The sequence below is a fragment of the Bacillus sp. (in: firmicutes) genome, assembly GCF_031983925.1.
Lineage (GTDB): Bacteria > Bacillota > Bacilli > Bacillales > Bacillaceae_G > Bacillus_A > Bacillus_A pacificus.
The window spans coordinates 571409-595246 of sequence record NZ_DALYZR010000001.1 but is presented as its reverse complement, the minus strand read 5'-3'; the positions used below and the strand labels follow the sequence as shown (position 1 = coordinate 595246).

General features: G+C 33.8%; 24 protein-coding genes. 3 read left to right on the top strand and 21 right to left on the bottom strand.

All coding sequences use genetic code 11. The annotated features are described in order from the left end of the window. Positions 1–39: 39 nt before the first annotated feature. Both RTP99_RS03145 and RTP99_RS03140 read left to right on the top strand, forming a co-directional pair. Positions 40–381 carry an EamA family transporter gene (locus tag RTP99_RS03145; RefSeq protein WP_000805132.1) on the top strand — a complete coding sequence of 114 codons (342 nt, stop codon included), beginning with the start codon at positions 40–42 and terminating at the stop codon, positions 379–381. Next, positions 374–712, top strand: a complete 339-nt coding sequence (locus RTP99_RS03140) for an EamA family transporter (protein ID WP_001089876.1) — start codon at positions 374–376, stop codon at positions 710–712. Before RTP99_RS03145 ends, RTP99_RS03140 begins: the two co-directional genes overlap by 8 nt. Before the next feature lie 44 nt (positions 713–756). Here the strand turns inward: RTP99_RS03140 and RTP99_RS03135 are convergent, their stop codons facing one another. The 15 genes from RTP99_RS03135 to RTP99_RS03065 all read right to left on the bottom strand — a co-directional run bounded on the left by RTP99_RS03135 (position 757) and on the right by RTP99_RS03065 (position 16927). Then, a complete protein-coding gene (locus RTP99_RS03135; protein WP_000695229.1) occupies positions 757–1203 on the bottom strand; it encodes a DUF6376 family protein in 447 nt (148 codons plus the stop codon). 90 nt (positions 1204–1293) lie between these two features. After that, a complete protein-coding gene (locus tag RTP99_RS03130) occupies positions 1294–1515 on the bottom strand; it encodes a hypothetical protein (RefSeq protein WP_000459099.1) in 222 nt (73 codons plus the stop codon). A 184-nt stretch (positions 1516–1699) separates the two neighbouring features. Continuing rightward, positions 1700–2266 (bottom strand): acyltransferase, encoded by a 567-nt coding sequence (locus RTP99_RS03125; protein WP_001084178.1) that lies wholly within the window; start codon positions 2264–2266, stop codon positions 1700–1702. Beyond that, positions 2259–3389, bottom strand: a complete 1131-nt coding sequence (locus tag RTP99_RS03120) for an aminotransferase class I/II-fold pyridoxal phosphate-dependent enzyme (protein WP_000427944.1) — start codon at positions 3387–3389, stop codon at positions 2259–2261. The genes RTP99_RS03125 and RTP99_RS03120 overlap by 8 nt, the downstream gene beginning before the upstream one ends. Positions 3390–3408: 19 nt before the next feature. Next, positions 3409–5970, bottom strand: coding sequence for a glycosyltransferase (locus RTP99_RS03115; protein ID WP_001260399.1), 2562 nt, complete (start codon positions 5968–5970; stop codon positions 3409–3411). A gap of 106 nt (positions 5971–6076) precedes the next feature. After that, positions 6077–7225: a hypothetical protein gene (locus RTP99_RS03110; protein WP_000664269.1), complete on the bottom strand. Its 1149-nt coding sequence runs from the start codon at positions 7223–7225 to the stop codon at positions 6077–6079. 161 nt (positions 7226–7386) lie between these two features. Continuing rightward, the gene (cydC, locus tag RTP99_RS03105; RefSeq protein ID WP_000073483.1) at positions 7387–9111 is read right to left on the bottom strand and encodes a thiol reductant ABC exporter subunit CydC; all 1725 of its coding nucleotides are present in this window, start codon (positions 9109–9111) and stop codon (positions 7387–7389) included. A gap of 2 nt (positions 9112–9113) precedes the next feature. Beyond that, positions 9114–10829: a thiol reductant ABC exporter subunit CydD gene (cydD, locus tag RTP99_RS03100; RefSeq protein ID WP_000824088.1), complete on the bottom strand. Its 1716-nt coding sequence runs from the start codon at positions 10827–10829 to the stop codon at positions 9114–9116. After that, positions 10829–11845: a cytochrome d ubiquinol oxidase subunit II gene (gene cydB, locus RTP99_RS03095; protein WP_000950072.1), complete on the bottom strand. Its 1017-nt coding sequence runs from the start codon at positions 11843–11845 to the stop codon at positions 10829–10831. The genes cydD and cydB overlap by 1 nt, the downstream gene beginning before the upstream one ends. Beyond that, a complete protein-coding gene (gene cydA / locus RTP99_RS03090; RefSeq protein WP_000448882.1) occupies positions 11832–13235 on the bottom strand; it encodes a cytochrome ubiquinol oxidase subunit I in 1404 nt (467 codons plus the stop codon). Before cydA ends, cydB begins: the two co-directional genes overlap by 14 nt. 605 nt (positions 13236–13840) lie before the next feature. Continuing rightward, the gene (locus tag RTP99_RS03085; protein ID WP_000417589.1) at positions 13841–14896 is read right to left on the bottom strand and encodes an LLM class flavin-dependent oxidoreductase; all 1056 of its coding nucleotides are present in this window, start codon (positions 14894–14896) and stop codon (positions 13841–13843) included. Positions 14897–15016: 120 nt separating this feature from the next. Then, complete coding sequence (locus RTP99_RS03080) at positions 15017–15460, bottom strand: MarR family winged helix-turn-helix transcriptional regulator (protein ID WP_001205526.1); 444 nt, start codon at positions 15458–15460, stop codon at positions 15017–15019. Positions 15461–15613: 153 nt separating this feature from the next. After that, complete coding sequence (locus tag RTP99_RS03075) at positions 15614–15937, bottom strand: carboxymuconolactone decarboxylase family protein (RefSeq protein WP_000980852.1); 324 nt, start codon at positions 15935–15937, stop codon at positions 15614–15616. A 1-nt stretch (position 15938) separates the two neighbouring features. Further along, positions 15939–16346: a tautomerase family protein gene (locus RTP99_RS03070; RefSeq protein WP_001117257.1), complete on the bottom strand. Its 408-nt coding sequence runs from the start codon at positions 16344–16346 to the stop codon at positions 15939–15941. Positions 16347–16387: 41 nt separating this feature from the next. Continuing rightward, positions 16388–16927: a DUF4865 family protein gene (locus RTP99_RS03065; protein ID WP_000579880.1), complete on the bottom strand. Its 540-nt coding sequence runs from the start codon at positions 16925–16927 to the stop codon at positions 16388–16390. A 120-nt stretch (positions 16928–17047) separates the two neighbouring features. Between RTP99_RS03065 and RTP99_RS03060 the strand changes: the two genes are divergently transcribed. Next, the gene (locus tag RTP99_RS03060) at positions 17048–17836 is read left to right on the top strand and encodes a LysR family transcriptional regulator (protein WP_000405018.1); all 789 of its coding nucleotides are present in this window, start codon (positions 17048–17050) and stop codon (positions 17834–17836) included. Between the two features lie 98 nt (positions 17837–17934). On the opposite strand, the gene RTP99_RS03055 is transcribed toward RTP99_RS03060, so the two are convergent. The 6 genes from RTP99_RS03055 to RTP99_RS03030 all read right to left on the bottom strand — a co-directional run bounded on the left by RTP99_RS03055 (position 17935) and on the right by RTP99_RS03030 (position 23782). After that, the gene (locus RTP99_RS03055; RefSeq protein ID WP_029141105.1) at positions 17935–18888 is read right to left on the bottom strand and encodes a branched-chain amino acid ABC transporter permease; all 954 of its coding nucleotides are present in this window, start codon (positions 18886–18888) and stop codon (positions 17935–17937) included. 49 nt (positions 18889–18937) lie between these two features. After that, positions 18938–19798, bottom strand: a complete 861-nt coding sequence (locus RTP99_RS03050) for a branched-chain amino acid ABC transporter permease (RefSeq protein ID WP_000382789.1) — start codon at positions 19796–19798, stop codon at positions 18938–18940. Positions 19799–19819: 21 nt separating this feature from the next. Further along, entirely contained in the window at positions 19820–20521 is a 702-nt protein-coding gene (locus tag RTP99_RS03045) for a branched-chain amino acid ABC transporter ATP-binding protein (protein WP_001196702.1), read from the bottom strand. Beyond that, a complete protein-coding gene (locus tag RTP99_RS03040) occupies positions 20499–21272 on the bottom strand; it encodes an ABC transporter ATP-binding protein (protein WP_000149326.1) in 774 nt (257 codons plus the stop codon). The genes RTP99_RS03045 and RTP99_RS03040 overlap by 23 nt, the downstream gene beginning before the upstream one ends. 88 nt (positions 21273–21360) lie before the next feature. Beyond that, entirely contained in the window at positions 21361–22578 is a 1218-nt protein-coding gene (locus tag RTP99_RS03035) for a substrate-binding domain-containing protein (RefSeq protein WP_000062013.1), read from the bottom strand. A 286-nt stretch (positions 22579–22864) separates the two neighbouring features. Beyond that, positions 22865–23782 (bottom strand): CobW family GTP-binding protein, encoded by a 918-nt coding sequence (locus RTP99_RS03030; protein WP_001044953.1) that lies wholly within the window; start codon positions 23780–23782, stop codon positions 22865–22867. Positions 23783–23838: the final 56 nt, after the last annotated feature.

The following is a 23838-nucleotide window of genomic DNA, read 5'->3' as shown; positions in this document are numbered from 1 at the left end:
GATATAAATATATATTTATATGTAAAAGAGAGTGAATAAATGAAACCAACTATTAAAAATTACGTATTTTTACATGTAGCTTTTTTGATATATTCTATCATTGTGGTTTACATGAAATGGGCAGCTAAGTTTCCCATTGCTTCCATCTCATTTTTTATTGCTTATTTCGGACTAGTTGTACTTTTATTCGGATATGCAATTTTATGGCAACAAGTAATTAAGCATTTCGAAATATCGAAAGCATATTCACATCGCGGAATTATTATACTGTGGTCAATGCTTTGGTCAGTAGTTCTATTTGGAGATACGATACAGTGGAATCATTTACTTGGTGCGGCTATTATTATCGTCGGAATTGTGGTGGTGACAAAAGATGAATAGTTATATGTTGTTATTGATCTTTGGAATCGTATTGGCCAATTACTCACAAATTTTATTAAAAAAGGCTACTTTACAGCAATATGATTCTAAATTAAAAGAATATGTAAATCCATATGTAATCATCGGTTACTCTTTATTTGTACTTAACGCAGGATTCAATATTATCGCCTTAAAGGGACTGACAATAAATCAAGTCTCTGCATTAGAATCATTAAGTTATATCATCATATTAATTTTCGGTTGGTATTTTTTAGGTGAAAAAGTAACGAAAAGAAAAGTAATTGGGAATACTATCATTTTAATGGGTGTTGTGGTGTATTTTATTAAGTAATCACTTATACAAAAAGCTCCGTTTATCACAAACGGAGCTTTTTACTATTGACCTAAATTTTGCACTTTATCTTTCAAATCTCGAACTTGATCTACCGTCTGCATAAGCTCAGAGTTTTTAAATTGCTCTACATCCACTTTGCCTTCTTCTATCTTTGTCTTCGCCGTATCAATTAACGTATTTAACTTTTCGTTATATCCGACGATTTGTTGATGAAGATCCTTTGCTACATCAGGTGGCGTTAATTCATTGAATGCGGGTATATCTTGTTTAATTTCACTAAGCTTCGTTTCTAATTCTTTTCGAGCCTCGCTATCATTAACGGCCTTTTCTGCTAATGCTGGTGCATCATTTGCAAATGCACTTATTTCATTTACATAGTCTGTCGCCTTTTGAGCATAATCTATGGAGTTCTTTCCTTCTTCCACTATTGAACATCCCATTAAACCAATTGAAACTATGAATACTAATACAATTGATTTTATTTTCATTTTAGACCCCCTTCGTCCTTATAATTGTCTGTAATTTTCTCTATACATAACTTCTAGCTAAATTGTTTATAACCTTTTTCAAATAGCTATTTACCCTCTTACATGCCCTATTATCGTTACAACATCTATTTCTATATGTACACTTATAATATCTTCAATTATATCCATATACCCTTGTCCTATAGCTGTTCCATAGTGTAATGTAAGCCCCTTCTTTTCATACACTGACTTTGGCACTGAAAAAATAAATCTCCTCAAGTTTCTTTCATCAGCTGGTTCCATAATTAAAACAATCCCATCCTCATCAAACATATACGCTCGCCCTCCAACTTTACATTCACTATGGCTCAGTATTGCCTTGGTCAGCAAAATTTAAAACATAATAAGTTAAGATACACTCTGCTCTATCATAAAGTGAAACTTTAATTAGCCCTCACCAGTGGAATCTTTATCGGCAAATAGCGGGATAAAAATAAAAAGCATTCATTCTTTTTTGTTAAGAATGAATGCTTTTTAAAAAATCAATTTCTAACTCTAGCATCTTTTTTTGACGAGGTTTTACTTTCCTTACGGGAATTCCAGCGTAAATATACCAATCATCTAAACTCTCTTTTACCATACTCATCGCACCTACTGCCGTGCCTTCTCCTATAGTTACATTTGGAAAAAGAATAGAATTAGCACCAATAATCGCATGTTTTTTTAAAATAACTTTTTCTGTTTTCACATTCCTATATTGATTCGGGACGGTTGGCCCCATTAATGTATTCCCACTGAAATCATCTAGTACTGCATATACGATTGTTTTAGCTGAGATATTTGCAAAGTCATGCATTTCAATTCCAACTTCCCCTCCATATAACGCTGTATACGCTGATATATGCGAATAACTTCCAATTGTGATTTTGCCACTTAAAATGCAAAAATCATCAATTCTTACATGATTACCAACTGATATAACACCTGGATTATATATACTTGCTTTTTTACTAATCAATACATTTTTCCCAACAGATAAAAATCCAATTTTCTTTAGCTCTTCTTGACTATAAAAACTATTCATCTGCCGACACCACCTTCTGTCCTAAACAGATTACAATTTGTTCTACTATTTCTTTCGTCATTCCTTCCCATAAAGGCAAACTTACTATTCGTTTTGCTATTTTATTCGTTCTTGTTAAATCTGTAGACTTATAGTTTCTAAAAAGAACTTGTTGGTGGCAAGAGGGCGAAAAGTATAATCTAGCTTCTATTTTCTGTTTTTTCAGGTCTTCTATTACTTGTTTGTTGCGAACTTCTTCCGGACAAAGAATAGGCATAAATTGCTGAATAACTGCTTCTGTCTTTTGGAGTTGCCACCCTTTTTTCATTAACCCATTACTTTGTAACAATTGTTTATACCATTCAGAAATACGGGTGCGTTCTTTTAATTTGTCATCCCATTTTTTCATAGTTGCAATCCCAATCGCGGCTGCATATTCAGACATTTTACAATTAAACCCCATCATCGTACATTCACGATTTGTATCAAATCCGAAATTCCCCATTCTTTTAATACGTTGTATATCTTCTTCATTTTTACTATATATGAGCCCTCCTTCACCAATTCCGAAAGGCTTTGTTGCATGAAAGCTATATATGATCATTCCACTAAAATCTTGACCGTAATGCATCCCTCCATTCATTAATCCAAATCCCGGTGCCGCATCTACGACAACCGGAACACCTTTTTTCTCTAATTCTTCATATTCTTCTAAGTTCATCCATGAGCCAAAAGTTGCGTACGGGACAACAATCGCAACCTCTTCTTTTAATTCTTCAATCTTATCCCAGAGTACTGTTTTATCCATATACCAATCATCTATTGAAATATCAATAAAATAAGGTTCCAACCCACACCAAATAGCCGCTAATGGAGTTGCAGGGAATGTAAAACTAGGCATGAGGGCATACTTTCCTTTTTTTCTTTTCTTAAGTTGAATGGCCGCCATTAACCCTAACGTTGCGTTTGCTACTGTTGTAACAGCTCCCCTGTTCTGAAAAAATCCCGACATAATTGTTTGTTCAAAACGTTGATTTATAGGTCCATAATTCGTATATATGTGCGATGCATCAATTTCCTTCAATTCATCTAAATACTCAATTACTGGTACAGTTGAAGCACGTAAAAAAGGAATATTCTCCATATCTATTTATTCCTTCCTATCATTTTCGGACAATATAGAGCATATCTGTTTCAGATAATCCAAATTTCCTCGCACTTTTCATTCCTTGTCTTTCAGCTATGTTATATAATTCCACCTTAAATCCTGCATTCGTTAATCGTTGAATGAATCCCGATTGATTATAAATTCTCACATGATCTTCTTGACCAAAAGCTAATTTTCTCAATTGTGGTGTTACAATTAATTTATTCTCTATAATAGAATCTACATTCATTACGATTGGTACTTGAATAATTCCCCATCCATTTGGTTTTAAAACCCTATATAACTCTCGCATTGCTTTATCATCGTCAAGAACGTGTTCTAATACATGGCTACACAAAATTACATCAAACGTATTACTATCATATGTAATACTTGTAACATCAATTTCCTTCATTAATGGATCCTTTGGTTCTATATCCCCACATACATACGTAATATTTTTATACTCGTTAAACCAATCCCTTAAATTCGCTTCAGGTGCAATATGAAGCATAGTATATTTTCTACTTAACAAGTCCGTTTCCGTTTCAATGTACGCACGATATAATCTTTCACGATCCATTGAACTACAAACTGGACATATCCCTGTATCTTTATTCCACATCTCAAATTTATATTTCGGAAAATCATAATCTGCTGGCCAAGGTAAAAATTTTTCAAATTGTTGATTGCAATATTGACAATAACAAGGTTCTTTCTCAAACATATGAGCAACTAGCTTGTTTAATCCTTTTTTAATCTTTTCATTATAAATTTGATCTAGTTCTCCATTTTTTACTGCATCTTTAACTATAAATCCTGCATTTTCTAAACAATAAGATAGGCTCTCTTTATAATCCCTCTCAGAACTTAAAAAACCACTATTATATGCATCTATAATTAATTCAATCCATTCGTCAATTGTCATTAAAATAAAATGCATTTGTTTTTGATTTTGTCCACTATGTTGTCTAAAATAACTAAGAGGCTCTTTTATATAAACTACTTTCCCTTTCCTCATCATATCTAACCAAGTTGCAATGTCATTAATAGCAGAATAAGCCTTCCCTTTAAAATACCCAAACTTCCCTTCAAACAAGTTCCGATTAAACAGAACAGTTGTCGGCTCACCCACTATATTTTTTAAATTTTTCAATATGTAATTCCCTAATTCTTTTCCTTCAAAAAGTGTAGTTTCTTTCGCAATTTTCATATTCAAAGTTGAAGGTGGTAATATCTCTCCGTTCTCATCAATCAGTTCACGATAAGACGTCACAAATGAAATATTTTCTAACGTCAAAAAGTATTTCATCATTCTCTCGATCTTTTCATGATGAAATAAGTCATCATCTAATAAAAAGTTTATATAATCCCCGTTCGCAAGTTCTATACACTTATTAAAGTTTTCAGCAACTAACGGCGTTTCATTTTTAACATATGTAATACACTCATATTCACGTAAATACGGTTGAATCATAGCATTGACTTCATTATTTGTACTGTCGTCAGAAATAATAATTTCAATATTTTCATATGTTTGATTCAGAGCGCTGTTAAGCGCCAATTCCAAGTAATACGGCCTATTGTACGCAGGAATAAGTATACTTACTTTCGGTAAAGGCGAATTATTATTTATATGTTGTTTTTTCTTTTCTATGTTTATTTTCTTTTCTTTAATTTTTTGATAATAGTCTAATGTATATAATATTGATGATGGAACTATCCTTCTTGCATAATCTAGAAAATTAGTTATCGCTTTATCTAACTCTGTTTCGTTAGATAAGAAACCATATTTTTCTCCTGCTAAAATACTATGTGAAAAATCTTCTAATCCATCCATCATTTTATTAGATTCATTTAACTGTTGATCTGGATGTAATCGAAAGTAACTCAGTGTCTCTGCTATATATACTGCTTTTCCTTTACTTAATAAAGATAACCATGAAGCTATATCTACGTTACAAAGATACCTCCTCTTATCAAAAATCCCATACGGTTCTTGTAAATCATTTTTACGAAATAAAACTGTTGTCGGTTCTCCAATATAATTTTTTTGATCGACAATTACCCTATTTGCTAATTCTGTTCCCTCTATAATCGTATCCTCTTTAAATAAACGGACAGTTGAATAAATATGTCGTAGTTCTTTCCCTTTTTCATCAATTACTTGACGATGGGATGTTACAAGCTTAATTTCATTAGCTAGATCATTGAAAAAATACTTCATCATTTTTTCAATTTTATCCACATGAAAGATATCATCGTCCATTAAAAAATTTATATACTCACCGCTCGCTTCATTAAATAACATTAGAGCATTTTCAAACTGCCCGAGAGTTGACCTGTTTTTTATATAAGTAATATTTGAATGATCACATAAGTATTTTTGTAACACCTTTTCTGTTTCATCATTCGTACTATCATCTCCAACTATAATTTCTATATTAGGGTACGTTTGTTCTAACACACTACATAACGCCTCTTCAAAGTAGCGTGGACGATTATATGTAGGAATTAATACACTTACCAACGGAAGTTGATCTACCACCTCTTCATTTCTTTCAATACGAGTTCTCATTTTACTCTCTCACCTCTTCGCATATTATTTATATACGCGACACAAAAATCACATTACTGTAACCGAATGGAGCCTATATACTTTTATGCAGACATGAAACGAAATATCATACTTTTCGTTCCTGAATAAACATATTTAATAACACGGACATTTTATTTGCACCTTTTTTATTCATATGATCACTATCATAAAAATCATCATCGCAAAATAATGGCGAATCAAATAAATCTATAATTTGAAAAGAATATTGAGATTGAAAATCTTTTATAACGTTATAAAAATCTTCTTTTAATTTCTTACTACTACAATTGAAATAATGTGAAGTAACAGGAAATACAACAATTAGTGGTTTTATATCATGTTTTAACAATAGTTCTAAATATTTTTTGAAAATCGTTTTATTTTCAACTAAAGTATGAGGATATGATAATTTAGCATGTGAAGCTGCTCTTATTTTCCCGTGTTCTTCAAAAGGAATGTGAGGAGGAGTGGTATTCCATTCAGCGTGTATCCAAGGCAGTATCAATGATTCATTTTTTAGTTCATCTAATAAAATATACTCAAAATGCATGTTAAAAATAGAAAAAAGCGGTTTCGGCGTATCTAGGTGTGAGAACCCATCAGTGGGTAGATGAGAATGAACGACAGTATGATGACCGTCCTGAAACAATGGATAATATACTTTGTGAATTCTATATGATTCAGATGATAACGACATGTCAAAATAAAACGAGAAATAAGCTATTCCTATTAAACAATATTGAAAGGAATGATTGTTTGATAGAAGTTGTGATGCTATTAAATAATCATAGTATAAATCTTGCGATGGAAGTGTTAGTTTTATTGACTTTTTTGAGAGGAGCTCCGTACTTATGCCACAATGCGGATAAGATAAGCCCGTCGCAAATAATTCATACGTCGGATCACCCTTTGCTTTTTTCATAGAAATGTATAAAGACATAAGATCCGGATTTATTTGATAGATAGAAATTAATTTATTCCTCCATTCATACATGTATTTTGTTAAATTAATAATTTTTGTACTTTGCACGCCCCTATTTATCAATTCATTTGTAATTTTTTCTGCATCCATTCTCCAAATGACTATATATTGAAAAGAATTTTCTATTTGAACAATAGCTGACACGTCTACAAGATGAACGATTGTTTTACATTTATTTTTGTCTAATGTATTTTGAATCTTCTCCTTTGATAATTCATCACTTAAAACAATAATTTTATACTGCTCCTTCACGTATATCCCCTCCATTATATGTATAATATGAAATTCATTTTTCATTCGTAACCATCATATACATTTGCCATCCATCAAAAAAAGAATAGAATATTTATTTCAAAACAAAAAATAGCTCCACCATTAGGCGTAGCTATTTTTCCATTACATACTTAATAAAATTATATTCCTTTGTCTAACTCATAAAGCATACGATACTTCTCATTTTCTTTCAGAAGTTGTTCATGACTACCTTGCATCACAATTTGACCACGATCAAGGAATATTACTTCATCAACATGCTCCATTCCTACAAGATGGTGCGTAATCCAAATTACTGTCTTTTCTTCCGTTGCAGAAAACATCGTTTCTATTAAAGATAATTCTGTCTTTGGATCTAAGCCGATTGTAGGTTCATCTAGTACAATGATTGGTGCTTCTTGCATTAGCGTTCTTGCAAAAGCAACCCGTTGTCTTTCCCCACCAGAAAATCTTTTTCCCATCTCATGCATTTTTGTTTGTAATCCATCTGGAAGAGAAACAATATGAGAAGCTAATTGTGCTTTCTCTAAAGCTTTCCATATCTCTTCATCTGTTGCCTCTTGTTTGCCGATTCGCACATTATTTCCAATTGTCGTATCGAATAAATGCGGCTTTTGATTCAATACAGAAATATATTTTGATAAAAGATTCGTGTGAGCATGTTCACTATTCAATAAAACTTCACCATGTAACGGGCTTAGCGCACCTGTTAACAATTTTAACAAAGTAGATTTTCCGGTTCCGCTTCTTCCTAAAATGGCAATTTTCTTTCCTGCTTTTATTTGTAATGATACGTCTTTCAATGCAACTTCATTACTATGTGGGTAACTATACGATACATGATTTAATTCAATGTCTATATGTTTTGGTGCAACATAATCTTTATCTCTAGGTAATTCCTTTTCATCCTGTAAAACACCATTACCTTCTACTTGATTGAGACGATGAGCGGATTCTACATATGATGGAATTCGATCGATAGCATCTGACAGAGGAATTAACGCGTTTGTGACAGATAACGTCATTAAGACGAAAGCCGCAATAACGGTAGGAGCAATTTGTTCACTCGCAGCCTCATTTCCAGTCCATATAATCATTGCAATAACTACAATACCCACTACTAATTGAATAATACTGTCCCGAATATGATTCCAACGCTTCATTCTTTTTTCCGTTTTTAACAACTGAGCATTTTGCTCTACATACTTATCAATGAATTCATCTTTTCTACCACTTGCTTGCCAATCAGATAATCCAAAAACAGCATCTGTTAGTTGTTGATACAAACGGTTTCTTCCTTGTTTTAAAGTAACATGATGTCGCTTCATTAAAAGTAACGATACAAATGGAAGCAGAAAAACGATAATAGCTAGCATACACCCTGCAATAAGTGCAAACACTACGTCAAATGTACCGATAACAAGTACGAATATGCTATATACAACTAATGCTAATATGCTAGGAAATATTGTACGTAAATATAGGTTTTGTAAATGCTCTATATCTTCGGATAATACGCCTAACATATCGCCCGTTTGAAATCGTGAACGGAAAAATAACGCCTGTGGTTCTACTATCCCATATAGTTTCGTTCTCATCTTTTCTAATATGCGTAATACAACATCGTGTCCAACTAAACGCTCTACATAATGAAATACCGCTTGTCCTATACTAAACGCACGTGTTGCAACGATAGGTACATAAACTGCCATTACATTTTCTGGTCTAAGAGCAGATTTAGAGATTAAATAACCTGAAATGAAAAGTAGCATTGCACCTGAACTAACTCCAAGAAGACCAAGGAAAAGAGTTACAGTCATTCTACCTTTATTTTGCTGTATATACGGTTTAATCCAGTTACTCATCTCTATCCCCTCTCTTTCCTGTGAACATGTAATGCCTCATTCTTTACAAGTTCTTCATACGTTCCACTTTCTATCATTTTCCCTTTATTTAAAATAAGAATATGATCCATTTGTTTCATCCAGTGAAGACGATGTGTTGCAAGAAATACTAACTTACCTTCAAACAGACGTAACATCGCTTGCTTTATTTCAAATTCAGTTTCAATATCAAGATGTGCCGTAGGCTCGTCTAATAAAATAATTGGCTTTTTGCTTAAAAGGGCTCGCGCCATTGCGACACGTTGTTCTTGTCCGCCACTCAGCATACGCCCACCTTCTCCAATTCTTTCATACATTCCATTTGGAAGCGATGTAACAAGTGAACGAAGACCGACTTCATTCATAACTCTTTCCACTTCTTCATCAGTTGTATTTGTTTCATAGAAACAAATGTTATCTTTTAATGAAAGCGGGAAAATATAAGGTTGCTGCGGAATATAAGCAATATTCTTTTGCCACTCTTCACGAGTAGACCCGTCAATTTCTACACCATTTACGATCATCTTTCCACCCGAAGGAGTTAAAAATCCAGCTAATACATCGATTAACGTCGATTTCCCTGCTCCACTTTCACCAATTACACCTATAGCGCCGTTTCCATTCCAAGTAAAATCAATTCCCTCTAATATAGCTTTTTCAGATTCATCATTCTTTACTTTTACATCTTGTAATTTCAAGTTACTAGTTGAATTCCATATTAAGTCTACATTAGATTCTTTCTTCCCTATTTCTTTTTGTCGCTGTAAAATCTCTTCTATTTGCTCCATTGCAAGTTGTCCATCTAACGTAGCATGATAATTTGCTCCAACTTGTTTAATCGGCAAGAAGTATTCCGGAGCTAAAATTAAAATCGTAAGGGCTGGCAATAGTACAATTGTTCCATCTATTAAACGTATCCCTAATCCGACCGCTACAAATGCAATTGATAAACTCGTAAAGAAATCTAATGCAAATGAAGAAAGAAAAGCAACTCGCAAAGTACGCATCGTTGCTTTTCTATATCTTTTACTTACTTTCTCAATCTTTCCTTCGTGTTGTTTACTTTGACCTAAATACTTTAATGTTTCTAATCCTTTTAACGTATCTACAAAATGATTAGAAAGAACACGATATGTTTCATATTGGCTATCCGCCATTTTCTGCGCTGCTAATCCTAGTAGGATCATAAAAATAATTACGATAGGAATCGTTACAACTAAAATGATTCCAGACTCAATATCTAGTGTAAAAACATATAGTACAATTAGTCCTGGTACGATACTACTTCTAATCATTTTAGGAATTGTTAATTCAATATATGTTTTAAATTTCTCAATACCCTCTATCGATAAGGTAACCAGATGACCTGTTCCAACAGTTTGAACATACCGTGGACCTAATGTGAAATACGCCTCTATTAATTGTTTTCTCAGTAGCGATCCTGTTTTTTCAGCGAAACGTTCCACTAATATTTGTGACATTTGAACTAGCAAGTGACGTACTGCAAACGTGATTCCGAAATAAACTGTTTCATTTAACACAGATTGCACTACTTCTCCCTGAAATAAAAACGTAATAGCTCGCGCTAAAAACACTGTTTGTGCAATAATACTAAAAGCTTCTAACATGCTAATGATTGTTAACACTACATATAAAACTCGGCTACCAGGATACGACGGAAGTCCTCTTTTTCTTTTCATTAGTACTCCAAATCTTTATCTGACTTAACAGGTTGTCTAAACACATAGAAACTCCATATTTGACTTCCCAAAACAAATGGCAATATAGCAATTGAAAAATATGTCATCAGTTTTAGTGCATAATCTCCTGATGCTGCATTATAAATTGTCAAATCGTATATTGACCCTAACGAGCTAATTAAGACACGTGGGAACATGCCAGCAAACACACTCGCACTTAGTAAAATGATTGTTAAACTTGTCATAAAGAAAGCCCAACCATCTCTTCTTCTTTTATTTAATAATGTTGACGCACATAATGCTACAAAAGCTCCGATTGGAACCATAATCCACTCTGTACCATGACCAGTGAAAATATCTGTTTTCCATAACCCTACACCGGCAAAAATAAGAAGTGCTATAATTGCGAGTGGTGCAATTTTCAACGCGGCAATACGTGCACGTTCTCTTAACTTACCTGTTGTACGTATAGTAAGGAATTGCAATCCATGAACAATACATAACAGAAGGAACATGACTCCTCCAAGTAATGCAAATGGATGAAGTAATTGTAAGAATCCACCTACAGCATTTTTCGTCTCATCAATTGGAATACCTACCATAAAGTTAGCAATGGCAACTCCCCAAAGGATAGGCGGTAGTAAACTTCCTAAAAACATACCCCAATCCCAAAAGCCTTTCCATTTATGATTATCTATTTTCGCACGGAATTTAAAAGAAACACCTCTAATAATTAAAGCAAGAAGCATAAATACAAACGGAATGTAAAACCCACTAAATAAAGTTGCATACCAATGCGGGAATGCCGCAAACATAGCGCCACCTGCACAAACAAGCCATACTTCATTCGCGTGCCAAAATGGACCAATTGTATTTAAATATATTCTTTTCTCTAAATCGTTTTCTCCTAAAAACCTTGAAACTATACCTACACCGAAATCGAAACCTTCAAGTACAAAGAAGCCAACGAATAAAACTGCAATAATAATAAACCACAACTCATTAAGAGATAACATACTCATCCTCCTTATCAAATGGATCATGGCTTTGAGAATCCTGTTTCGCTTTCTTATTCTCATGTCCTTTAATAATACGAACGAATAAGTAAACTGTAATTCCACCTATAATTAAATATAATGATGTGAACGAAACTAAAGAGAATAGCACTTCTCCGAACGTAACATTTGGAGATACAGCATCTTCCGTTTTCATAACACCGAAAACTACCCAAGGTTGACGTCCCATTTCAGTCATAATCCATCCTACTGTATTACCGATAAACGGTAGTGAAATTGCATACACCATTAATTTTAAATACCAAGTTTTTTCAGCTAAACGATCTTTTCTTGATAAGAACCAACCGTACGCTCCTAGAAGAAGCATAAATGTTCCACTCATTACCATCGCTCTAAAGCTCCAGAACATCGTGTGTACTGGTGGAATATAATCTCCAGGCCCATATTTTTCTTCATATTGCTTTTGAATTTGATTCATCCCTTCTACTTGGCCGCTAAATTTATCATATGATAATAGACTTAGCATATACGGGATTTGAATTTCAAACGAATTTTCTTTCTTCTCCGCATCAATTTTCGCAAATACTGTAAATGGCGCTGGATCTTCACTCGTATTCCATAACGCTTCAGCTGCTGCCATTTTCATTGGGTGTGTCTTAATTAATTGTTGTGCTTGCGCATGACCGAAGAATAGTACTAGCGCCGTTGTAAGTGTTCCAACAATGATAGAAATGCGGAATGATTTTTTAAACACTTCAGTTTCTTGCGCTTTCGTTATTTTCCATGCACTCACACCGGCAATAAAGAATGCACCAGTTGCAATTGCCGCTGTAATGGTATGCGGGAATTGTACCCATAATTGTGGATTTTGAATAATTGCTAAGAAATCATTCATTTGTGCACGTCCATCTGCTGCCATTTCATATCCTACTGGCGATTGCATAAATGCACTTGCAGTTAAAATCCAAAATGCTGATAACATTGTTCCAATTGAAAGGAGCCAAATACATAAAAGATGAATGCGCTTCGGTAATTTATCCTCACCGAATACCCATAAACCTAAAAATGTAGACTCAATGAAAAATGCTAATAAACCTTCAATCGCAAGTGATGGACCAAACACATCGCCTACGAAACGTGAATAGGTTGACCAGTTCATGCCAAACTGGAATTCTTGTAGAATACCAGTTACTACACCTACTGCAAAGTTAACAAGGAATATTTGCGTCCAAAACTTTGTCATCTTCTTATAAATTTCTTGTCCCTTTACCACATATAACGTTTGCATTAACGCAATGATAAAAGCTAAACCAATAGACAGCGGAACAAAAAAGTAATGGAAAATCGTTGTTGATGCGAATTGTATTCGTGCCAATTCGAGCGTTTCCATACTACAATCACTTCCTTCATAGTTTTTATAATAAAAGTTAATTGAGCAATCTTATCAAACTCAATTATTAAGAAATACGAAAAGACAAAAACATTTTGTATGTATTGTCGAAAAATATGAAGTTTCAGTTTTTCAAACTATTGTAATGCTATTTTTTACCTTTTCACTATTTCTGTAGTGTTTTATTCGTTAATCGAATTGTATAATATACCTGCATAGTAAATTCAGCTGATTTTTGACGTATTATTGACATCATTTTGTCTGAAATATGTCTTTTGGTATTTTTTTGAATTATATTTTTCTCATCGATAAAATGTGTTTTTTTAATATGAGACTTATCTTTGCATCAATAAAATAATCGTTTCTCTCTTTATACACTTGACTTTTCTACGAAAAAATGTCCTATTAATCAATGGATAAATTCGTTATTTTTTTGTCAAGAGAAAAATGTATTTCTAAAATTCAAACACGAAATAATGTTATTCAAAAATAGAAAATATACTCCCTCTTTCTAGACTAAAAATTCATTTTATTGTCATTTTTTCAAACTAAATTCATACATAAAAAAATACCGAGAATCGATTAGACTCTCGGTATTTTTCAAATTACTTTGCTGTATGTTTTCTAATAGCCGGTAAAATTTCAGTAGCAATTAATTCGATGTTTTTCTCAATTTTATCAAATGGTACACCACCAAAATCAATTTCTGCCATAAAACGTTGTTGCCCAAACAATTCATATTGGTAAAGCATTTTTTCGATAATTTGTTGTGGGCTACCAACCATTAACGCGTCACGGTAATCTATTGCATTTGTAAATTGTTGTTTCGGATACCCACCACCGCGTAGCGTAAGCATACCAGCATTAATGTGAGGATAGTATTCACTAAGTGCGTCTTGTGAATTTTTTGCTGTGTAAAATAAACTCGTTGTTGCAACTGGCAAACTCGCTGGATTAAATCCACTTTGCGCAGCCGCCTCACGGTAAGCATCTACTGATCCTTTAAAGTTAATAGCTGGGCCACCTAGTGTTGTTATCATCATTGGTACACCTGCACGTCCTGCTTTAATCGCACTAGCTGGTGGGCCACCAACTGCACGCCAAATTGGTAAGTTATTATTTTTAGCTCTTGGAATAACCGATGCATGCGCAAGCGGTGCTCTGAACTGTCCATTCCATGTTACATGTTCCTCTTTATTAATTTTTAATAAAAGATCCATCTTCTCTTCAAATAACTCTTCATAATCATTCACATCATAACCAAGTAAACTATATCCCCCAATACGAGATCCACGACCAGCCACAATTTCTGCACGTCCATTAGAAATCAAATCAAGTGTAGCAAAGTCCTCGTATACTCGTACCGGATCAGATGTACTTATTATCGTTGCTGAACTTGCAATTTTTATATTTTTCGTAGCTTGCGCAATCGCTCCTAAAATAACTGTATGAGCTTGCGTTGTAAAGTGCGTTTGATGACTTTCACCGATAGCAAATACATCAAGTCCAGCTTCATCCGCTAACTTTGCTGTTTTAATTAATTCATGAATTCTTTGTTCAGCACTAATTTTCTCTCCGTTATGTGGATTTAAAACATGATCCCCAATTGAATATAATCCAAACTCCATTCCTTTACTTGTATTCATACGGTATTTTTCCATCATTGCTCTCTCCTTTGATGAGGTGTTATTATTTTCTCTTTTAAAAACATTTGTAAGTCAAATGTTTTTCCCTATTGCTTACAACATCACTTGATTAGTCAATTGATAGTGTAAAAAAAATTACTCTTGCGGTAATTCTTTTTTTTCACTATGCTTATGAACTTTCGTCATTAGCTCGTATAACATTTTCTGCTCTTCTTCATTTAATACATCATCAAAAAACGATGATTGAAATGCAAGCTGCTCTGGCAGTGCTCTCTCTAAGGCCGCTTCCCCTTGCTCTGTCAGACTAATTGTTTTCGTTTTCCAATCTTGTTTTCGTACAATATATCCTTCTTTTTCAAGACGTGTTAACATTCGAGAAATACCGCCTTGTGTAACAGTTACCTTTTCAGCTAACTCCATTTGTGTTAGTGGTTGATACGTACGTATTTGCAAAAGCACATCAAATTGAGCAGTCGTTAAATCAAAGCGTTTTAAAAACTCATTTGACATCTGATTACTTTGGTTCGTAAATCGTATTAAACGTAACCATATTAATGATCCTATCGTATTATCACGCATGTTTGATCACTTCCTATCGTGAATCTTACTATCACTTTACTACGCAAGTGATAAAAAAGCAAGAGAAACCGTGAAAAATATCTCATTAAAGTATTGCATACATAACGATAAGAAAGAATTCATGTTTAAACGAATTCTTTCTTATCGTTATTCTTAACTTTCCATTTCATTCATTACTATATGTAAAGTTCCCGCTGCTTTGGGCCAACCAACATAAAAAGCCATATGTGTTATTAATGCAACCAACTCATTCTCCATAATCCCATTTTGTTTAGCTAGCTTCAGATGAAATGGTAATTGTTCTGTATTACCAAGACTGATTAGTGCTGACACAGTACATAAACTTCTTTCTCGTAATGTTAAAGTGTCATCTCGCCACACTTCCCCGAACAGTATCTCTTCACTATAATGTGCAAATACAGGTGCCATTTCTCTCATTTTCTCTTGAATACAATATCCAATGGATTCATTCATCATTTCACTCCCCCTTCACTTTTACCAATTGTGCCATTCCTTGACCAAATGACCAATTTTCTGCAGATGTCTCATTTACCGTAATAAAAATATTTGCACTTTTTATACTAGAACATTCAGAAACCTTCGAGGATATCGAATGATATAGATCACTTTTCTGTTTTATCGTTCTTCCCGGTCCACATGTGATAGAAACATACATCATATTCTCTGTTCTCTTTTCTCCTCTTTCTAATAAATAATATGGATTATATAAAAAGTGATTTTGTTGATAGGGTAAAAACATTTGAAAGAAATCATTTTCAGGAATGTTAAAATGTTCAATTAATGAAAGATGAATACATTCACCTATCTTTTTGATTTCTTCTTTATTTAATTTATTTTCATGATAATAGACGTTCACAAAAGGCATACATTGTCATTCCTTTTTCTTAATTTAACTTCAACAAGTTTTCATCGTGAAATGTGCAAAATCTCATATAATGTAACACCTTTATTCGCTATAATATCAGGCTTCTCTTCATAAAAATTAAACTGACTATATCCCCATTTATCTGGATTATATACTATTACATTTCCTAAACAATTTTCTACCTTTTGATCCACAATGATAGATTGAATCCCACTCAATGATTCACTTGGAGAAATACTTCCTTCATATTCAACAACATATCTACATTTCTTAAAATTACCCTTTACATTAACAACTAATGGAACACCTATATTTATTTGTTGCCATCCAAAAGATTGTAAAATATTATCGTAATACCCTTCAAAGATAAATTTGTTCATTCCTTCATGACCATTCCAAATATATAAAGGTGCATAACAGTTATAGAAATTCCCTTCCTTACCCGCCTCAGTAATTAAATACGCTTTGAAATTCAATTCTTGAAACCCGTCCGTTTTATATCCATTATCCTCTACCCTTTTTCTAATAATATCCATGTCATAATCCTTTGGCAAAATGACCTTATATTGCATTCCAATCATGTTTATCACTCACTTTCCATCTTATATACACAATGATAAACCGATGATTGACTAACGTAAAATAGGTATAAATTATGTTTGGTATCATTTATAATGATATCGTATAAGGGGCTGTGATAAATGGAAATAAATGATCTTATTATATTCAAAACTGTGGCTAGCGAAGGTTCTATTAGTAAAGCTGCGAAAGAGTTAGGGTATGTTCAACCGAACGTAACTGAGCGAATTAAAAAATTAGAACAAGAGTTAGAAACACCTTTACTACATAGAGATAACAAAGGCGTTTCTTTATTACCTTCTGGTGACCTTTTATTAGACTACACAAATCAAATATTAACGCTAGTAGAAGAAGCAAAAGATAAAATTAAAACGAGTGGGTCTTCTTATATAATCGCAACATCACAATCTATTTTGACTAATTATGTAAGCAAGCGCATTAAAGAAAATTTTAGGAGTTATCAAATATATGTAGAAAATAGTAGTCATTTGCAAAAATTACTGCAGCAACAAAAAGTTGATATGGTCATTACTTATGAGGATTACCCAGACATATCGTTCAAAAAAGTATTTTCCACTTCAATTTCTATCGGCTTATTAAAACCGAAAGAAAAGTGTACCATTGACTTTTCAAAGGAACTCTTCTTCGTTAGTAATGACAAAAAGTGCCCTTTTAGGAATAAGACGATACAATTTCTAAAAGAAAATAATTTATCTCAGCGTCAACTTCAACAATTAGATTCTTATTCGCTTATAGAAGAGTTTATTCAGGACGGAAAAGGAATAGCCTTTTTACCGATTAAAAATGATAAATTAGTACCAATTGAAAATGTTCCAATTGAGAAATTAGCTGTTCATTTCTTTACGAATCAAAATTCTTTCAAACAAATCCCTGATGAACTATTTGATTAATATAATAGCTATAAACGAACTAAATTTACATACAGCAATAAAAATCCCTCCTTTCCGAATCTAAAAGAGGGATTTTCATATTCTATACAATTGATTTTTCACACATTTTGCTCCACTTCTGCACTTTTCTCCTTCTTATTCCGTTTCATATTCTTCAGTCTCTTAACCGTGCCAACTAATCCTTTCGGGAAAACTAGCAATACGATAATGTACAATACACCAAGAATAATCGTCCATCGTTCAAAGATCGGATACTCTGTAGCTAGTTCTGATAAATAATATTTTAGGGATTCAATAATTCCAGCTCCTGCAATGGCTCCTATTAACGTTCCAACGCCTCCAATCATAGTCATCAATAATGCATTTAATGTCATTTCAATTGAAAATACAGTTGTATTAACAAAACGTAAAGTGATAACAAATAAACCACCGCTAATTGCAGCTACTACTCCTGCAACAATGCTAGCAATAATTTTATAATGAAGAACTTTATATCCTAGTGCTTCAACACGTTGCTCATTTTGTGAAATTGCCTTTAATACTTTTCCAATAGAAGATTTGGTGAAAAGACGTAACAGAACAAAAATGATAAGTAAACATATAAGTGTTACATAATAAAACGTAAAACGATCACGGAATACTTCTGGTACACCAAATGTAAAACCATCTCCTCCGTGAGTGAGCCCACGCCATTTTTCAGCAAGTACGAAAAACAACTGTGAAATAGCAAGTGTTAACATCGCATAAAAATGACTTTTCAGCCGTAAAGAAAGCAAACCAATTATATAACTAACAATGGCTGAAATGATAATTGCAGCTACTATCCCTATTAAAAAGTTCGTTATGGATACTCCTTGTCGATCAAATAAAAGTGCTACGCCATATGCTCCGATTCCAAAGAACATACAATGGCCGAACGATACAATTCCGGTATATCCAAGCAATACATCAAAACTCATTGCAAAAATAGCAAAGATGAAGATTTGAGTGAACAAAATTAACAAGCTCCGTGAATCATTTACGAATGGAAATACACTTAAACAAATGAGCATACATACTCCGAAGTATACTTTAATTCGATTTGATGTGCTGTTCACCATTTCACCCCTTTTCACCAACAAGTCCATTTGGCTTCACTATTAAGAAAAATAGTAACATTAACATATTGATTGCAAGTGATAAATCCGGTATAAAATACGCTGTAAAAGCACCAGCTAATCCGACAATTAAAGAAGCGATGGCTGAACCTTGTACGCTTCCTAGCCCTCCAATGATTACTACTATGAAAGCTAAAATCGCATACTGCATACCCATCTCAGCGAAAATAACGCCTGAGTATGGTGCTAATAAGAAGCCACCTAAGGCAGCCATCCCTGCTCCTAATAAAAAGACGAAAGAAAATATAGCTTTTACGTTAATACCGAGCGCTTGAACCATCTCTTTATCCATTACACCTGCGCGTATCATAAGACCTATCTTTGTTTTTTTGAGCAATAATAATAAGGCAATGTATATGATAACCCCAATTATGATAACGAATAGACGATATTTAATTAATATAACGCCTCCGAACGTAAAACTTCCTTGTAGCCATAACGGTAACTTTGCCCCAATTGGATTTGGTCCCCAAAATACTTTAATACATTCACTAAGTACAAGCATTCCTCCAAGTGTAACAAGAAGCTGTCGAACATGATTTCCGTATACCGGTCTAATAAGGAATCTTTCTAAAATAAATCCAAGGAACATTCCCATAGCTATTGCTCCAATTAAAGCTAACACATAACTCCCTGTCATATTAAATAGCCAAACACCTGTAAATGCTCCCCATGCAAATAAACCACCATGTGCGAAGTTTAGAACACTCATTAAACCGAAAATAAGTGAAAGACCTGATGCTAATAAAAAAATGAGCATCCCTGTTGAAATCCCATTTACAAATAAATTGATTAACACATCCATCCTTCTCACCCCGGATTCATGTTAAGAGATTCCTAAATATTTGTGACACATTTCCTTATCCTCTTTTAATTCATGCATAAAACCGTTATGAACAATTTTTCCGTTATCCATAATATAAAAATAATCACCAATTTGACTAGCCATCATAAAATTTTGTTCAACGAGTAAAACTGTTGTTCTCTCCTTCATTTTCAAAATAGCTATCATTAATTTTTCTATCATAATAGGAGACAAGCCTTTACTCGGCTCATCAATAAGTAGTAAACCATCACTATTAATAAATGCTCTTGAAATTGCTAACATTTGCTTTTGTCCCCCGCTTAAGAGTCCACTTTTTTTGTGCCAAAATTGCTTTAAATCTGGAAATAGTTCAAGCATCCATTCTATCTTTTCTTCCGCTTCTTCGCCCTTACCTCTAGCAAGAGCGAATGTTTCTTCTACTGTCAGATCGTGAAAAATACCTTGATTTTCTGGTACATACCCTATCCCTTTCCTTGAAATTAAATGTGTAGATAATCCATTTACTTGTGTACGATCATAATAAATTTCACCATGTGCGATATGGTGAAACCCCATAACCGAACGTATCGTCGTAGTCTTCCCTGCCCCATTTCTTCCAAACAGTACAGTAATCGTTCCTTTCTCAACAGTAAGAGATACCCCTTGTAAAATATGAAACTGATCTAAATACGTCTCTATATTATTCACTTGTAATAGTGCCACTATATAATCCCCCTAAATAAGCACTTTGTACACGCTCATCTTTCATAATTTCTTCGGGTAAACCTTCAGCCAATAACTCTCCATGAAATAAAACGATTAGATGGTCTGACAAATCTAGTACCATATCCATTTTGTGTTCAATCAGTACAATTGTACTCTCTGGATGTTTCTTAATATTTTCAATCACTTGTAATATAGCCGGGACTTCCTCAACCGAAATACCTGCCGTCGGCTCATCAAGTAATAACACATCCGTTTTTAAAGCTAATAACATCGCAAGTTCTAGCTTTCTTTTCTCTCCATGTGCCAAATCTTTTGCTAATACATTCTCTTTCTCCTGAAGTAATACTGTTTTTAAGAAACGTCTCGCCTCTCCAACTTGTTGCTTTAATTTTGCTGGACTCGGGAAAAAACTATAGTAATCTTGTACGAATGATTGAACACTTAAACGGACATTTTCAAGTACCGTTAATTCTGGGAATATGTTTGTAAGCTGAAAAGAGCGACCGATTCCTAAGCGTGTTCGATCTGAAATCGATAGTTTTGTAATATCTTGCCCTTTAAAATACACTTCACCTGTTGTGGGTGAAATCTGTCCACTTAGTAAATTAAATAATGTTGTCTTACCCGCACCATTTGGCCCGATAATAGAAATGAGTTTTCCTTTTTGTACAGTTAAATTTACATCTTTAATAACATGATGCTCGCCAAAAGATACACTAAGATTTTTCGTTTCTAGCAAATGTGTCATGAAATCCCCCCTTTAAAGCTTTAAGTATGAAAAAAATACGTACAAAGAGGGGATCCCCTCTTTATACAAAAACAACAGAAAATTCAGTCTATTTATTTTGAACTGGTGGCTCTGTCTCTTTCATCGTTAATTCTCGCTCTAATACTGGCACTGGATAGTCAACACCATCTTGCTTTTTCAACGTGATAGAATAAAGCGTCTGCATCGCTTGGTGATCCTTTTCTCTAAACTTCATCTTTCCTTTCGGTGTATCAAATTCCATTCCTTCCATTTTCTTAATTAATGTATCTACATCTGTATCACCTTTTGTTTTCTTTAACGCTTCTACAATAGAAATTGCCGCTGACATTCCCCCTGCTGTAAATAAATCTGGCACCGCACCATTAAATCGTTTTTTATGTTCTTCTACTAACCAATCATTCACCTTATTTTTCGGGAGTGTATGATAATATACCGAAAACCCTTGCATTCCTACTAACGCATCCATCGTTTTTAATGCCGGAATATCTGGTGCACCAGTAGAAATTTTAATACCTTGCGCTTCCACATTCATATCTTTCAACTGTTTCCAAGGTGAATTTGCCCCTGCCCAAACAATAAATAAATAATCTGGTTTTGAGCTAATGATATTTTGAATATTTGCAGTGAAGTCAGTCGAATTTGTATCAGCATATTGCTCGTTCACAATATTTGCACCTAATTTCTTCGCTCCAGCTTTAAATGCAGCAATCCCTTCACGGCCAAATGCATTATCCGGGGCAAATGTCGCAATCTTTACATCTTTTTTTGCAATTGCAGCTGCTCCTGCAATTGCATCTTGCGAAGAGCTTCTTCCTGTTCTAAAAACATACTTATTCCAATTCTTTCCGGTAATACTATCAGCAACTGCCGGTTCTACGACCATTATTTTTTCATATTCTTCAGCTAATGGTAAAACTGCTAATGTATCACTTGAGCTAGACGATCCGACTAAAAAATCGACTTTCTCTTCTTCTAATAACTTCGTAGCTTTTTTAACGGCTACCTCTGCTTTTGTTTCCGTATCTTCTACAACAAACTTAATCTTCTTCCCTTCCACTTTCCCAGTTCCACCGGTTGCATAGTCTAATCCTAATTCAAATCCGTTCACTGTTTGTTTTCCATATGATTCTAATGGACCTGTTAATGAAGCAAGAACCCCTACTTTAATCGTCTTTTCATCTTCTGTACTTGCCTTCTTTCCTGAACAAGCTGCCGTTATGAATAACGATCCTAAAACACAACCAGTAGCCATCATTCTTAGCCATTTACGTTTTTTCATCGACATTGTGATCCTCCCCATATTTTACTTTCTGATAGAATCAAATACGCCAAAGTCCCCTTTCCGTAATCATGACTAACTATAAGATAGGTAATGGAAAACTCTTGTAGTATCCTCTACATTCGGCACAAATCTATAATCACCTTCCTATTTAATGGAAACGGACATACAATCAATATATATTCTACTTTCCAATTGAAAATACTGTTTCGTTGCAGTATTAATCATGAAAAAAGCTACAATAATTAACTTAAGTTCTTAAGTCAATTATTGCAGCCTATGTAAAAAACACTTAATTATTTTCCACTTCCTCTAACCCTTCAGCCAATTGCTTCTTATCTAGCCCTTCCCCTATTACTACTAAGTTCGTTGGGAAACCGAAGTCTTGTTCCAGTAAAGTCGGTACTCCGAACGAGTATTGGAATAAGTGAGGATATTTGTCCCCATGAAATTTCACAAAACCTTTTACGCGATAAATACTATCTGGTAAATTTGAAAGCCATTCGTATAATTTATCTTGATCAATCGATTTCGTAAATTGATACGTCATCGTTTGTATATGTAAATGCTGTTTTACATGTAGTGTCTCATGTTCCGCGTCATTCGTAAATTCAGCTTCTTCTATGTCTTCTAAAGATATATTACAATATTTTGTTTCAAACAATTTCGCATGATTATTTATCACTTTCACTTCTTCTATTACTTTGTTCTTATCCGCACCTGTTAGTAAATCTGATTTATTAATTAAAATGTGACTACCAAACTTCAGTTGCTCATGCAATAATTGCTGAACGTTTGCACTTAATACACTTCGATTTAACCATCTTACTGCATCTAAAACGACTACAATGGATTTCACTTCTAAGAAAGGTGCTAAAATTGGTGATACACATGCATCTAACACTTCAATTGGATGCGCAACACCTGTCGTTTCTATATAAATGACATCTGGTCTTTCTTGCTGATATAACGAATGCAACTGTATTTCAAGCTCTTCTTTTAACGTACAACAAATACATCCTTTCAGAAGTTCCCTTAAAACATTCTCTTTTCCAATAATATCGGTATCTACCGAGTATTCACCAATTTCATTCATCAATACTGCAACTTTTCTATTCTTCTTTTTCTCCGCTAACAATAAATTTTGTAATAGCGTTGATTTTCCACTACCTAAAAAGCCACCTAATATATGAATTTCTACTTTATTCATTTGATCGACCATCCATTTCTTTATTTCAAACGTATTCAAAGCGTAATAATTACGAT